The organism is Deinococcus radiopugnans ATCC 19172, from assembly GCF_006335125.1.
In the GTDB taxonomy this organism is placed as follows: domain Bacteria; phylum Deinococcota; class Deinococci; order Deinococcales; family Deinococcaceae; genus Deinococcus; species Deinococcus radiopugnans.
Genome location: NZ_VDMO01000017.1, coordinates 38,736 through 52,038, shown reverse-complemented (window position 1 = coordinate 52,038; position 13,303 = coordinate 38,736). Strand labels below are relative to the sequence as shown.

The window sequence follows — 13,303 nt, the reverse complement described above, 5'->3', positions numbered from 1 at the left end:
GGATTCGGTGTTTTTTCTTGCAATCCAATCCAGAATTTAATCGGCTCACAGACTGTACGGCGAGGTACGTCTCTTTTGAGAAGGGCCATTTAGGATGCGTCATCAAAGAGAGCGCAGGATATTCAATTGTGAATGGTTCTCTTCGACTGTTCCGGTCATTTTTTGAAAGTACGCCATCACACTTCAGGAGGAACAACCATGAAAAAGATGCTTCTTTGCACCACCCTGCTGTTCACCGGTGTCGCCTTTGCCGGCGGCGGTAGCTCCATGCCCTCAGGCAACACCATCGCTGCCATCGTGTCGAACGATCCCAACTTCAGCACCCTGCTGGCCGCCGTGAAGGCCGCCGGACTCGTGGAAACCCTGAGCAGCCCCGGCCCCTTCACGGTGTTCGCGCCCACCAACGCCGCCTTCGCCAAGATTCCGCAGGCGGATCTGAACGCCCTGCTGAATGACCCGGCTGCGCTGAAGTCCGTGCTGCTGTACCACGTGGTGCCCGGCAAGGTCACCGCCTCGCAGGTCACCGGATTGACCAGCGCCACCACCGTCAACGGCGCAGACCTCAACATCTCCACCAGCGGCGGCATGGTCATGATCAACGACGCCACCGTGACCAAGGCCGACATCATGGCCAGCAACGGCGTGATTCACGTCATCGATACCGTGTTGATGCCCTGAGCGAAAACAGTTGGAACACCATGGGGAGAGACGCTTACGGGCCTCTCCCCATTCACCGTTCGCACCGCACGAAAAGGGAACGCATCCTATGACCGCATTCAAAGTTCTGCTGATCTCCTCGGGCCTCGCGGGGCTGGGCGTTCTGCTGGCCGGCTGCGGCCCCGCCGAGGCCGTGACGCAGGCGCAGGCGGCGCCGGTTGTGGCTGCCGTTGCCCCGCCGCCTTCGGCACCCACGGCACCCCAGACGGTTGCGGCCTCCGCCCGCGCCGCGCCGGAGCCTGATCGCCCGCAGGCGATGGAGCTGCGCTGGACGGCGCCCGAGCCGCGTCTGGTGGGCAACCGGGTGGAACGTCCGCTGCTCAACAAGTCAGCCAGTCTTGGGTTGACGCCCGAACAGGCCGCGCAGATCCGGCAGAGCGGCACGCTGGAACCAGTTCGGCAGGCCCTGGACGGCATCTATGCGGGCATCGAAGCCCGGCAGCCCCGCGACATCCGCTTTCGCCAGATCGGCCAGGACTGGATCGGTGAGGCCCGCACCGGCTGGAAGGTAGACCGCGAGGCCAGCGAGGCGGCGCTGCTGGGGGCGATCCGGGACGGTCAGCCGCGCAGCGCTCTGAAGCTTGTGCTGGAGGCTCCGGCCCGCAGCGTGCGCTGGGCCGCCGAGAAGAAACTGGGCCATCTGGCCAGCGGCCAGTCGAGCTTCGCGGGCAGTCCCGACTTCCGGGTGCACAACATCCGCACGGGCGCGGGGCGGGTGCAGGGCGCGTGGGTGGCGCCGGGGCAGACCTTCAGCTTCAATGCGCTGATCGGGCCGATCACTTCGGCCACCGGCTTTCAGGGCGGCTACGTGATTGTGGGAGACACGCTGTCCACCGAGGACGGCGGCGGCATCTGTCAGGTCAGCACCACGGTGTTCCGGGCCGCCTTCAACGCCGGGTTGCCCATCACCGAGCGCCACGAACACTCGTATCTGGTGGGCTACTACGAGGAACCGGGCCTGGACGCCGCCGTCTACGCGCCGGGCAAGGATCTGCGCTGGACGAACGACACCGCCGCGCCGCTGCTGGTGCAGGCCGACTGGGATCTGAAGGCCGAGACACTGACGGTCAGCCTGTTCGGCGCAGATGACGGACGGACGATCCGCATTTCCGAGCCGGCCATCAGTGCCCGCAGGCCCGCACCCGATCCGACGTTCATGGTGGATCGCGCCTTGAAGAAGGGCGAGGCAAGACGAGTGGACATGCCCGCTGCCGGAATGAAAGCGGTGATCACGCGCACGGTGACACTACCTTCTGGTCAACAGAAGAAACAGGATTTTGTCAGCCGTTACCGGGCGTGGGGCGGCGTGTTCGCGGTGGCTCCGGGGGATGAGCGGCTCCGGTAGGGCCGGGCAGGCTGGACCTTTCGCGGCTGGCCGGCTCTCGGCCCTGTAGCCTGAGCAGCGTGAGCGCCCGCCTGCCCCTGCCCCATCTCCGTCTTCCCGACACGCCGCCCGCAGCGGACGAGCAGCCGCTGGGCCACTTGCCGCTGACCGTGGTGGTGGGCGTGACCGGGGTGGGCAAAAGCACAGCGCTGAGCGCGCTGCAGAACCTGGGGAGGCAGAAGGTCTTGCCCAACCGCCGCGAGGTGGCCGACGCCGTGATGATCTGGCCGCAGGCGGGCCGCGCCGTGACCGACCGTGAGGAACGCTTTGCCCTGACCGCGCAGTACCGCGCCGGGCACCCTGGCGGCATGGCCCAGGCGCTGGGCTCGCTGCTGGCCGACACCCGCCACTGGGGGGCGGCCCCGCTGTTCGACGGTCTGCGCGGGCTGGATGAGGTCCGTTACGCTGCCCAGCACTTTCCGGCGTGGCGTTTCGTGGCGCTGGGGGCTCCCGACACGGTGCGGGTGCGCCGCCTGCTGGGGCGGGCGGACGGCTTCGATCAGGTGACCGGAACCAGCGCGACGGACGGCAACCTGCGGAGCGAACTGGCCGCCCTGTCCGGCGGATCTGCGGTGTTCAGCCCCGAAGACCTGGACAGTCTGGCCGCGCTGGAAGGTCCGGCATGCCCCGCCGCCGAACTTCTCGCGAAGGTGCGGATCGTGCTGAGCGAGCGCCGCCAGTACGATCCCGCCGCCGCCGAGACCTACCTGCGGACCCTGCCGCCCCAGCGGGCGCTGATTCTGGACACCGTGGCGCTGTCTCCAGCGCAGGTGGCCCAGGCGGTGCAGGCATGGGCATGAGCACAGAACCCCCCCAGACCGGCGTCACGGTCCAGCGGATCGAGGCCATTCCCTACCGCCTGCCGCTGACCTCCGCGCTGGCGTGGGGGGCGCATTCGGCGATGAACGCTGCCGAACATGTGCTGGTGCGCGTGACCCTCTCTGACGGCACGGTGGGACAGGCCGAGGCCACGCCGCGCCCCACCATCTACGGCGAGACGCCCGCCAGCGTGGTGGCGATCCTGGCTTACCTCTCCCCCGCGCTGAACGGGCTGGACATCGCCGACGAGGCCGGACTGAACCGGGTGCGGAACAGCGTGGCAAACAACCACACCGCGCGTGGGGCGCTGGACATGGCGCTGCACGACGCCCGTGCCCGCGCGGCGGGGCAGACGCTGTTCAGCACGATGCTGGGGCCGAATCCACGCGTGCGCGTCAGCTTCATCCTGGGGCTGGGCACCCCCGCCGAGATGCTGGCCGAGGCGGAACGGGTGGTGGCGGCGGGCGTGCGCTGCCTGAAGGTCAAGGTGGGCCGGGACCACGCCCGCGACCTGACGGTCATCGCCGAGCTGCGCCGCACGTTCGGGACCGGGGTGCTGCTGTATGCCGACAGCAACGAGACCCTGACCCCGGATACTGCTCTGGCCGCCCTGAACGCCATGCGGGAGGCCGGGCTGCTGTACGTCGAGGAGCCGTTGCCGGTGCGCGAGGTGCGGGCACGGGCCGAGCTGCACGCTCAGACGCCGCTGCCCATCGTGGCCGACGACAGCTGCTTCACGCCCGCCGACCTGAGCCGTGAGCTGGACTTCGACACCTTCGACGTGCTGAACGTCAAGACCGCCCGCAACGGCTTTACTGGCGGCGCGTGGATGCTGCGCGAGGCCGCCCGGCACGGCAAGCGCGGCATGGTGGGATCGCAGGCCAGCAGCGGGCTGGGCACGTTGCACGCCGCCCTGCTGTCCACCCGCGCCGAGGTCACCGAGCCGTGCGAACTGAGCTTCGTGCTGAAGCTGCAAGACGACCTGCTGAACCTGCCGATCCGCTTTCAGGACGGCTGGCTGGACGTAAGCGGGCTGACGGATCACGCCGTGGACCCCCGCAAGCTGGAGCGCTACCGCCTGTAACCTCCGGCCCGTTCTCGGCCTCGCTGGCCGGCGCAGTCAGGAGAGGCAGCTTCGTGACATCGGCCACGTTTTTTGCCGTCCTGCAAGAATTCTATGCAGGTGACAGACCTGTCAGAAAACAGGCCGGATAATATGAGGCATGGATCAAGGAATACTGAATGCCCTCGTGCTGCCGCTGCTGTTCAGCATCTGCGGCGGGCTGTACCTGTACGTGCGTTTCCCCGAGCGTCGTCCGCGCGCCCTGCTGGTCATGACGCTGTTTCAACTGGTGGGGGCCTACGGCTACGCCACCTCCCCCGACGACGGTCTGTTTGGCCTGCTGGTCCTGCACGCGGCAGTGGTCTTTATCCTGCTGGTGCGTCATCTGCAAGCCCCCACGATGCTGCCGGGCAACACGAGCCAGTAACGGGCAGGCCAGAGGCCCGCAACAGTATTCCAAGAACGCGAATCCAGAACAGAGCGCGGCGATCCCAGCGGGCAGGGATCGCCGTTATTCCTGGCCCTGAAGCCGGCCCCCGAACCCCTTCAGGCCAGACCCCGGCACCTACGGCAGGGCGGCGCGCACGGCGGCGGCAGCGTCCAGCAGCGGCAGCCCGCCCGCCCGGTTGACGCTGCCCCGCAGCAGGGCGCGGGTCTGCGCCGCGCTGAGGCTGGGATTGGCGCCGCGCATCAGGGCCACCACGCCGCTGACCACCGGGGCCGAGAAGCTGGTGCCGGCCTCCAGCCTGTACTGCTTGCCGTCCCCGCCGGAGGCCAGTACAGGAAGGTCCAGTTCTGCCCTGAAGCCGGGGCATCCCCGGCCCACCCCGCCCGGCGCGACAATGTCCAGGGCGCGGGGGTGTTCGGCGTCGGGGCGGGCGCTGTAGCAGGCCAGCTCCGTGTCACGGCTGCCCACCGCCCCCACCGCGATCACGTCCGGGTGGCTGGCCGGGTAATACACTCCCTCGTCCGGAGTGTTGCCCGCCGCCGCCACCACCACCGCCACCTGCGTCGCCCTGGTCAGCGCGGCGTCCAGCACCGCGTCGCCCTGAATATCCGGGGCGCCCAGGCTGATGTTGATCACCCGCGCACCCTGCTGAACGGCGTAATTCAGGCCTGCGGCCAGATCTGCCGTGCTGCCCAGACCGTTGCGGTCCAGGACCTCGGCGCCCAGCAGCGGGCCGCTCCAGACCACGCCCGCCACGCCCGCCCCGTTGTTGGTGTTCGCCGCGATCACGCCCGTGACCTCGGTGCCGTGGTCGCTGGCGCTCAGCTCGTCCCCATCGGGATCCGGCAGCAGACACGACACGGCGGCGCTCAGCCGGCCCTGCAATTCGGTGTGATTGCGGTCAGCCGCCGAATCCAGCACGGCCACCGTGGCGCCCTGCGGCGCCTTGCCCGCCGCCTTCAGCGCGTCCCACGCCTCCGGGACCCGGCTGCGCGTCAGGTAGGTCTGGAAGGCGTTGACCGTGGCCGTGTTCACCTTGATTTTCAGGCCCGCATTTCCTGGAAAGGCCGGATCGTTCGGCAGCCCCAGCGCGCGGTAGACGTAGTTGGGCTGGACCCGCAGGCCCGCCGCGCGCAGGCGCTGCGCGAAGGCGCGGTCCGCCTCGCCCGCCGGGGTCCGGGCCAGCCGCACCCCCGGCCCCACCGCCTGCAGGTGAACGCCCGACAGGGCCGCGAGGGCCTGGGCGCTGAGCCCCTCCGCCGCCCTGTCGGCCAGAACCAGCACCTGCCCCGGCACACGCGCGGCGTTCCAGTCGGCGGTGAAGGGCGGCCAGCTCACGGGGGCCGTTTCCAGCGCGGCCACGCTCCGGGAACGGCAGGCCAGCGGCTCCACCGGGTCTGGCTCCGGCGCGGGACTCTGGCCCGGACAGGCCGTGAGCAGCAGCGGCAACAGCAGAACAGGCAACAGCACACGGCGCGGCATAGTCCAGGGTACAGGCCGCGAACCTGAGACGCGTGGGGGCCAGCCGAAGCCGCCCCCAGTCCTCATTCCGTTTCCTTGCCCCGCCCCCCGGACACCGCCCGCGCCGTCCAGCCGCTGACCACCCGTTCCACGTTGTGTAGCACAGGATCACGGCAGTCGAGCTCCAGATCGTAAGGGACAAAAGTATGCACCGTCTGCGCGTCCCGGCGGGCGTCGCCAGGCCGGCGATCCCCGCGCGCGGCCTCCCGCCGCTCCAGTTCCTCGACTGGGCAGTGCAGGCCCACCAGAGTCACGTCGTACGGAGCAAGCAGCTCCCGCAGCTGATCCCATTGCGCCGAGTTCTCAAGAATCAGGTCCACCACCAGGTTGTTGCCTGCGCCCAGCAACGCGGGCAGGCAGCGGTAAAAGCCGCCAAAGACCTGCGGGCGGATGCGGCTCCACTCGCGGATCCGGCCCTGGGGCGTGCGCGGCAGCACGTCGGCATCGAACATGAAGAAGTCCAGCGAGAAATGCAGGAACGGCCCCGCCAGGGTGTCCGGCAACGCGTCGCGCAGCGCGCGGCACAGCGTGGTCTTGCCGGCGCTGGACGCACCGTTGATCAGGATGATCTGGCCGGGTGGCGGGGGCATGGCCGCAGTCTCTCACACGCGGTAATGCCGCGGTAATGCTCTCAGAAGAGGCTGCGGTCCGGTCCGTCCGGTTCGCCCACCCCCTCACGCCAGCCCCCCAGACCTGCCAGGAGGTTTTGCCCATGTCTGATCAGAACGCGGCCCAGACCGCAGCCACCCCGTCCCCGTCCCCCGCGCCGCTGCGGGTGGCCGACGCCATGCACCCCCGCGCCGTGAGCATCGACGCCCACGAAACGCTGGCGGGGGCCGTGGTCGCCCTGCAGGAACTGAAGGTCAAGCGGCTGCCGGTGCTGCAAGGCGGCAAGGTCATCGGCATCCTGACCGACGGCGAGGTGCGGCGAAACCTGCCGCCTCTCAAGGAAGGCCTGACCCCCTGGGCGTTCGCGGCCCGCGTCGGACGGGTGCGGGTGCGCGAGATCATGCGCCAGCCCGCGCACACGGTCACGCCCGAAACCCCGCTGGCGACGGCCATCCACACCATGCTGGAGCGGCACATCGGCGGGTTGCCGGTGGTGGACGAGGGCGGCGCGCTGCAGGGCATGCTGACCCTGACCGACGTGCTGCGCGCCGAGGCGAAAACCCCGCGGCTGCGCTGGGGCGCGGTGGAGCAGCACATGACGGCGGGCGTGGTGACCACCCCTGCGGGCGCCCCGGCCCACGAGGCGGCGGCCAAACTGAAGATCTCGCGCCTGCGGGTGCTGCCGGTGCTGGAAGGCGACGTGCTGGTGGGCCTGCTGCACGAATCGGATCTGGCAGAGGCCCTGGACCGCGCCAGCGCCGACCACGGCGACACGGTGATGGGCGGCCAGTTCTTCTTGCAGGGCCAGGTGGCCCGTGACCTGATGCGCCCGCCCACCGGACACCTGCGCGGCGGCGCTCCCATGCGCGACGCCCTGAGCCAGATGCTGACGCTGGACGTCCACGGCCTGCCGGTGGTGGACGACGACGGCCAGCTGCTGGGCGTGGTGACCATCAGCGACGTGTTGAAGACCGTGCTAGGCCAGCAGCCGGGCTGACGCGGAGGCCGACTCAGCCCCCGCCGCGCCACCCCGTAACCTCTCCCCCCCTCCTGCGCCGCCGTCTGCTCCAGACTGGCGGCGTGTCGGTGCCCGCTCCCTTCCCCCATGCCTTCCGGGCATATTCGCCCGCCGATTTTCACTTTCCGCTGCCGGAGGGCCACCGTTTCCCGTACTACAAGTACGCCGGGGTGCGCGACGTGCTGCGCCCACACCTGCCCGTGCTGGACCCGCCCGCGCTGAGCTGGACCGACGCGGCGCGGGTGCATGACCCGCAGTGGTTGCGGCGCTGGCGGCGCGGCGAGGTGGACCGCGCCGAGGAACGCGCGCTGGGCCTGCCGTGGTCCCCGGACATGGTGGAGCGCTCGCGCCGCGCGGCGGGCGGTTCGCTGGCAGCCCTGCGCGACGCCGTGCAGACCGGCTGGGGCGCGAATCTGGCGGGCGGCACGCACCACTCGTTTGCGGACCGCGCCGAGGGCTTCTGCCTGCTCAACGACGCGGCGCTGCTGACACGGGTGGCGCTGGACGAGGGGCTGGCCTCGCGGGTGGCGGTCATCGATCTGGACGTGCACCAGGGCAACGGCACGGCGGCCATGCTGGGACCAGAGGCGCGGGCCTTTACCCTGAGCGTCCACGGCGAGCGCAATTACCCGTTCCGCAAGGAGCGCAGTTCGCTGGACCTCGGGCTGGGCGACGGCGTGACTGACCGCGAGTATCTGGACGTGCTGCGCCGACAGGCGCTGCCCGCGGTAGAAGCGTTCCGGCCTGATCTGCTGCTGTTTCTGGCGGGAGCCGACGTGCTGGCCGGGGACCGCTTCGGCCGCTTCGCCCTGAGTCTGGACGGCCTGCGCGAACGCAACCGCGCGGTGCTGGGCTGGGCGAAATCGGCGGCCATTCCCGTCGTCACCATGCTGGCCGGCGGCTACAACCGGGACCACGCTTTAACCATTCAGGCGCATGCCAGCGTGGTGCTGGACGGCCTGGACGTCTTGCGCTGACCCTGCCGCGCGACTCCTCAAAAGCGTTGACATTTGGGGTGTCTTCACACTGTGCGCTCCGAACGTTCCAGGTTTGTTCAAGGCTTGTACACTCTCTGTACGAAAGGCTGTTCAGAAGGAGGCGTCGGGTCCGGCGCTCAGGTTCGACTCGGGTGAGCGGAACTTCTTTTTTCTGAAATGCCCCTTGTCCCCACAGGAGCGATCATGACCTACGCAGCCCCGTCCGCCACCAGCCCCAGCGCCCACGCCGATCTCTCCGCCCGCCAGGTCCGGCGTGGCCAGACGCTGTACTACGCTGGCGACTCCTCGCCCAGCCTGTACCGCCTGGAAAGCGGCCTGATGCGAGCCGTGCGCCTGACCCCACAGGGCCGCAACCTGACGGTGCGCCACATCCATCCCGGCGACATCTTCGGCGAGGAAACGCTGCACGGGCAGTCCCGTGCCCATCAGGTGGTGGCGCTGACCGACGCCGCGCTGACCCCGATCCACCCCGAGCACCTGTCCGCCGCCGAGCTGTGGGACCTGACCCGCAGCCTCAGCGCCCAGCTGCAGCGCATGATGACCGATGGCGTGCATATTCAGGACGGCGACCTGCGCGAGCGCATCGCCCGCTACCTGCTGAACCTCGCCGACAGCACCCTGGGCGGCCAGCACGCCGACGGAGCGCGCTACGTCCGCGCCACACACGAGCTGATCGCCGAGGGCACCGGGGCCACCCGCGAGAGCGTGAGCAAGCTGATCGGCGAGATGCGTGACGACGGTCTGCTGCTGCCCGCCTACCGCTGCCTGACCCTGATCGACGAGGCCCGGTTGCGCGATCTGAGCGGCTACCACGGCTAAGGCCCACTGCTCCCCCCGACCTTTCCCGCAACGTGGAGAGGTTTTTTGTTTCATACGGATTCCGTTTGTTTCGTGGAGGAACCGGGAGAGCGCCGGTTCCTCCACTCCACGTCCGGAACCCGTTTTTCTCTTTCTCGCTCCGCTCGGATTTCCAGGTGTTTCCAACACCTTTCAATCGGAGTCCGTATCACCACCAGCCGCGCCGCTTGAAGTAGTACGCCAGCAGGCCGCCGATCACGAGGAAGCTGCCCCAGGCCATGACGTAACCCAGCGGCCACTCCAGCTCCGGCATGGCCCGGAAGTTCATGCCCCAGACCCCGGCCAGGAAGGTCAGCGGCAGGAAGATCACGCTGACGGCGGTCAGGGTACGCATCACCTCGTTCATGCGCTGGTTTTGCAGGTTCAGGTGCAGGTCCAGCAGGCTGGTCAGGAAATCGCGCAGGCCGTCCAGGCGACTGCCCGCGCGGCCAAAGCTGTCCTGGGCGTCGCGGTAGCGCACCAGATCGGCGGGTGTGTCGCCCGCGTGGCGGCCCAGCGTCGCGGCGGCCTCGCGGGCGTCCCCGGCCAGGCGGCGGCCCTGCGACAGCAGGTGCTTGACCTCGAAGATGTCGGGCACCGGGTTGTCGCGCAGGTTCCGGAACACCCGTTCCTCCAGCGCGTCGGTGCGCGTTTCCAGGGCGTCGGCCAGCGTGAAGAAGGTGTCGGCAGTATGATCCAGCAGCTCGTAGGTGACCTCCGCCGGAAGGTTGACATTCTCGCGCCCCACCAGTGCCCAGACCTCCCGCAGCGCCAGCGTGCCGTTCGTGCTCAGGGTCAGCGCCGCGTCCGGGAAGCCGAAGATGCTGACCCGCTCGGTGAACTCGTCCTCCTGGGCCGGGTGCGCGAAGGAGCGCACGGTGATGAAGGTGTGTTCGGGGTACTGCTCGGCGCGGCTCCAGTGGCCGTGTTCCAGCGCGTCCTCCAGCGCGAAGTCGTTGAGGGGAAAGGCGGCCTGGAGGCGCCGCAACTCGTCCGGGGAAATGTCCTGGGCATCCACCCAGACGCCCGTGGTTTGCCCGGCCCAGTCGAAGGACTCCCCGGTGGCGAGATACTTGGCGCGGATCATGCGGCTGATGCTACGCGGCGCGGGCGCACAAAGCGTCGCCCCGTCCACGCTCTATCCTGGGCCGCATGACGCCGGCACTGTGGTTCTCGTTGATGCTGGGCGGCGCGCTGGGCGCGGCCTGCCGCCAGGGAGCGGTGCTGGCCCTGGCCCCGCTGGTGGCGCGCACGGGCTTTCCATACAGCGTCTTCATGATCAACGTGCTGGGCTCGTTCCTGCTGGGGCTGACGCTGGCCCTAGCCGGGCGCGGCGCGGTCTCGGAAGGGGTGCGGGTGGCCTTCGGCACCGGCGTGCTGGGCGCGTTCACCACCTTTTCCACCTTCAGCACCGAGCTGGACGCGCTGCTGCTGCGCGGGCAGGCCGTATCGGCGCTGCTGTACGCGCTGGGCAGCGTGGGGCTGGGCCTGACGGCGGCCATATTCGGACGGCTGCTGGGGGCGCGGCTGTGACCCGCAAACGCAAGAAGGCCGAGCCGACGCGCCCGCCCGAGCAGTTTCTGGAACTCTCCGAGGTGCTGGCGTACATCGGGCAGGTGATCGCGCGGGGCATGCCGGGGGCGGTGTGGGTGCGCGCCGAACTGGCCTCGGTGACGGATCGCCGCCATCTGTACCTGGATCTGGTGCAACTGGGCGAGGGGGGCGAGATCGCCAAGTGCCGCGCCACCGTCTGGGCGCGCGAACGCTTCTCGCTGGAGGGCAAGTTCCGGCAGGCGACGGGCGGCACCCTGACGGCAGGATTAAAAGTGCTGCTCTTCTGCCAGCCGGAGTTTCACCCGCAGTACGGCTTCTCGTTGAACGTGCTGGACGTGTCGCCGGAATATACGCTGGGCGACGCGGCGCTGCGCCTGGACACGCTGCGGCAGACGCTGGTGGAAGAGGGTGTGTACGGCCTGAACCGTCTGCTGCCGCCCCCCAGCGACTTCGCGCGGGTGGCGGTGATCGCTCCCAGCGGGGCGGCAGGGCTGGGCGACTTCCGCCGCGAGACGGACGCGCTGGAGGCGGCCGGAGTGGTCGACTTCACGTATCTGGAGGCCACCTTTCAAGGCCGTGAGGCGTCCGCCAGCCTGCTGCGGGCAGCGGAGGCGGCGCGGGAACTGCATGAACAGACCCCGCTGGACGCGCTGGTGGTGATTCGCGGCGGCGGGGCCGTGACCGATCTGGCGTGGCTCAACGATCTGGCCTTCGCCCGCGCCCTGGCGACGTTTCCCGCCCCGGTGATTACAGGTCTGGGCCACGCCCGCGACGACACCCTGCCCGACGAGGTGGCCCAGACCCGCACCGACACGCCCAGCAAGGCCGCCGCGCTGATCGTCCGCACGGTGGCCGGGGCCGCCGCCCAGGCCCAGGAGGACGCCCGCACGGTGCGCGCCGCCGCCGCGTCGGTGCTGGTGGAGGCCCAGGCGGGAGCGCTGTGGGCGCGTGACCGCGTGCTGAACGCCGCCGCCCGCCAGAGCGACGCGGCCCGCGCCGACGTGGACGCCCTGATGCGCCAGGCGCTGGGCCTGACCCCCGAACGCACCCTGGCCCGTGGCTACGCGCTGGTGCGGGATGAAAACGGCCAGCCGGTGACCCGCGCCGCAACGGTAACGGCGGGGCAGCGGCTGACGCTGGAATGGCAGGACGGACGGGTGGGGGCGGTGGCCGGGGACGCCTCCCCTACCTCAGCACCCTGAGCATCGCGATCTCATTGCAATTCTCGAAGAAGGCGCAGCGCTGGCACTCGCTCCAGACCTTGGGGTGCAGGTTGGTCTTGTCGATGCGGACGTAACCGCACTTCTCGAAAAAAACCTGCTGGTACGTCCACGCGAACAGCGCGGGCAAGTCGATCTCGCGCGCCTCCCGCTCGCAGGCCGCCACGAGTTGTTTGCCCAGCCCACGCCCCTGCATGTGGGGATGGATGGCGAGGCCGCGCACCTCGGCCAGATCGGGAGCCAGCAGGTGCAACCCGCAGACGCCCGCCAATCCGCCAGGGTGGCCCTCGTGTTCGGCGGCGAAGATCAGGTGAAAATCGCAGATGGTCTCGGCCAGCAGGGCGCGCGAGCGCACCAGCATCTGCCCGCGCGCCGCCCAGTAGCCGATCAGCTCGTGAATCGCCTCGATGTCCGACAGCCGCGCCTTGCGCCCACTCAGCGGGGCCTGTGGGTGGATATCGGGAATGGCGATGGAGTCGAGGGACAGGGTCATGCGCAGAACCTGGGAGCAGGACGCAGGACGCAGTGCGCGGTGAACGTTTTTTCTGCGTACCGCGCGCTGCGCACCGCCTCCGTGCTTACGCCTTGCCGGCCCCCACGCTCAGATCGCGCATCCAGGTGGTCTCGCCGGGACGTCCGCCGCCGGAGCGGTAGGCCTTGACCTGCGGGGCGTCCGGCACGTCGCCCATGACCAGCGCCATCGGCACCTGGGTAAAGCCGAAGGTGCTCCAGTCGCCGCCCTTGCTGAACATGTAGACCGCCCGGTCTCCCCGGCCCTGGGCGTATTCGATGGCGCTCATGATCAGCCGCCGCCCCAGGCCGCCGCCGCGTGCGTCCGGCATCACGGCCGCCCCGCGCAGCAGCGAGGCCCCGTCGCCGTGTTCCAGGCCAATGGCGCCCACCGGCTGGCCGCCGCGTTCCATCACCCAGTAGGTGGTGCCCGGCGCCATCGCCTCGTCGGTGTCCAGTCCGGCGTCGTGAAACACGCGCACCACGGTGTCCTTGTCGCCCTGCTGGGCCAGCCTGATCTGCACGTTCTGATCGGTCATGGAAAGTTCCTCCGGAAAAGTAAGGGGAGAGAATACGGGCGTCACCGGGCGATCCCGGCGCACTTG

At 69.4% G+C, this 13,303-nt stretch carries 15 protein-coding genes; 10 read left to right on the top strand and 5 right to left on the bottom strand.

Translation table 11 applies throughout. The features are described 5' to 3' along the window. The first annotated feature begins 198 nt into the window (after window positions 1–198). From FHR04_RS15000 to FHR04_RS14980, 5 genes are all read left to right on the top strand, one after another. Window positions 199–678 (top strand): fasciclin domain-containing protein, encoded by a 480-nt coding sequence (locus tag FHR04_RS15000; protein ID WP_139404126.1) that lies wholly within the window; start codon window positions 199–201, stop codon window positions 676–678. Window positions 679–766: 88 nt separating this feature from the next. Beyond that, on the top strand, window positions 767–2,062 hold the full coding sequence (locus FHR04_RS14995; protein WP_249039150.1) for a VanW family protein: 1,296 nt from the start codon (window positions 767–769) through the stop codon (window positions 2,060–2,062). Window positions 2,063–2,121: 59 nt separating this feature from the next. Continuing rightward, complete coding sequence (locus FHR04_RS14990) at window positions 2,122–2,901, top strand: nucleoside/nucleotide kinase family protein (protein WP_139404125.1); 780 nt, start codon at window positions 2,122–2,124, stop codon at window positions 2,899–2,901. Further along, window positions 2,898–4,004: an enolase C-terminal domain-like protein gene (locus FHR04_RS14985; RefSeq protein ID WP_170213975.1), complete on the top strand. Its 1,107-nt coding sequence runs from the start codon at window positions 2,898–2,900 to the stop codon at window positions 4,002–4,004. Before FHR04_RS14990 ends, FHR04_RS14985 begins: the two co-directional genes overlap by 4 nt. 139 nt (window positions 4,005–4,143) lie before the next feature. After that, entirely contained in the window at window positions 4,144–4,410 is a 267-nt protein-coding gene (locus FHR04_RS14980) for a hypothetical protein (protein ID WP_039685912.1), read from the top strand. A 138-nt stretch (window positions 4,411–4,548) separates the two neighbouring features. Here FHR04_RS14980 and FHR04_RS14975 read toward each other — a convergent pair whose 3' ends face one another. Both FHR04_RS14975 and FHR04_RS14970 read right to left on the bottom strand, forming a co-directional pair. After that, a complete protein-coding gene (locus FHR04_RS14975; protein WP_139404123.1) occupies window positions 4,549–5,913 on the bottom strand; it encodes a S8 family peptidase in 1,365 nt (454 codons plus the stop codon). 62 nt (window positions 5,914–5,975) lie between these two features. Continuing rightward, window positions 5,976–6,542 (bottom strand): chloramphenicol phosphotransferase CPT family protein, encoded by a 567-nt coding sequence (locus FHR04_RS14970; protein ID WP_139404122.1) that lies wholly within the window; start codon window positions 6,540–6,542, stop codon window positions 5,976–5,978. A gap of 122 nt (window positions 6,543–6,664) precedes the next feature. On the opposite strand from FHR04_RS14970, the gene FHR04_RS14965 reads away from it, so the two are divergent. From FHR04_RS14965 to FHR04_RS14955, 3 genes are all read left to right on the top strand, one after another. Beyond that, window positions 6,665–7,558, top strand: coding sequence for a CBS domain-containing protein (locus FHR04_RS14965; protein ID WP_170213974.1), 894 nt, complete (start codon window positions 6,665–6,667; stop codon window positions 7,556–7,558). 83 nt (window positions 7,559–7,641) lie between these two features. Then, on the top strand, window positions 7,642–8,556 hold the full coding sequence (locus FHR04_RS14960; protein ID WP_139404120.1) for a histone deacetylase family protein: 915 nt from the start codon (window positions 7,642–7,644) through the stop codon (window positions 8,554–8,556). Between the two features lie 204 nt (window positions 8,557–8,760). Beyond that, window positions 8,761–9,396 (top strand): cyclic nucleotide-binding domain-containing protein, encoded by a 636-nt coding sequence (locus FHR04_RS14955; protein ID WP_039685920.1) that lies wholly within the window; start codon window positions 8,761–8,763, stop codon window positions 9,394–9,396. 187 nt (window positions 9,397–9,583) lie between these two features. Here the strand turns inward: FHR04_RS14955 and FHR04_RS14950 are convergent, their stop codons facing one another. Further along, window positions 9,584–10,501 carry a magnesium transporter CorA family protein gene (locus FHR04_RS14950; RefSeq protein ID WP_139404119.1) on the bottom strand — a complete coding sequence of 306 codons (918 nt, stop codon included), beginning with the start codon at window positions 10,499–10,501 and terminating at the stop codon, window positions 9,584–9,586. A 65-nt stretch (window positions 10,502–10,566) separates the two neighbouring features. Here FHR04_RS14950 and crcB point away from each other — a divergent pair, with 65 nt between their 5' ends. Next, entirely contained in the window at window positions 10,567–10,947 is a 381-nt protein-coding gene (gene crcB / locus FHR04_RS14945) for a fluoride efflux transporter CrcB (protein ID WP_039685925.1), read from the top strand. After that, entirely contained in the window at window positions 10,944–12,170 is a 1,227-nt protein-coding gene (gene xseA / locus FHR04_RS14940) for an exodeoxyribonuclease VII large subunit (RefSeq protein WP_139404118.1), read from the top strand. The genes crcB and xseA overlap by 4 nt, the downstream gene beginning before the upstream one ends. On the opposite strand, the gene FHR04_RS14935 is transcribed toward xseA, so the two are convergent. Continuing rightward, on the bottom strand, window positions 12,154–12,681 hold the full coding sequence (locus FHR04_RS14935) for an N-acetyltransferase (protein ID WP_139404117.1): 528 nt from the start codon (window positions 12,679–12,681) through the stop codon (window positions 12,154–12,156). The genes xseA and FHR04_RS14935 overlap by 17 nt on opposite strands. Window positions 12,682–12,766: 85 nt before the next feature. Next, the gene (locus FHR04_RS14930) at window positions 12,767–13,237 is read right to left on the bottom strand and encodes a GNAT family N-acetyltransferase (RefSeq protein ID WP_139404116.1); all 471 of its coding nucleotides are present in this window, start codon (window positions 13,235–13,237) and stop codon (window positions 12,767–12,769) included. Between the last annotated feature and the right edge of the window lie 66 nt (window positions 13,238–13,303).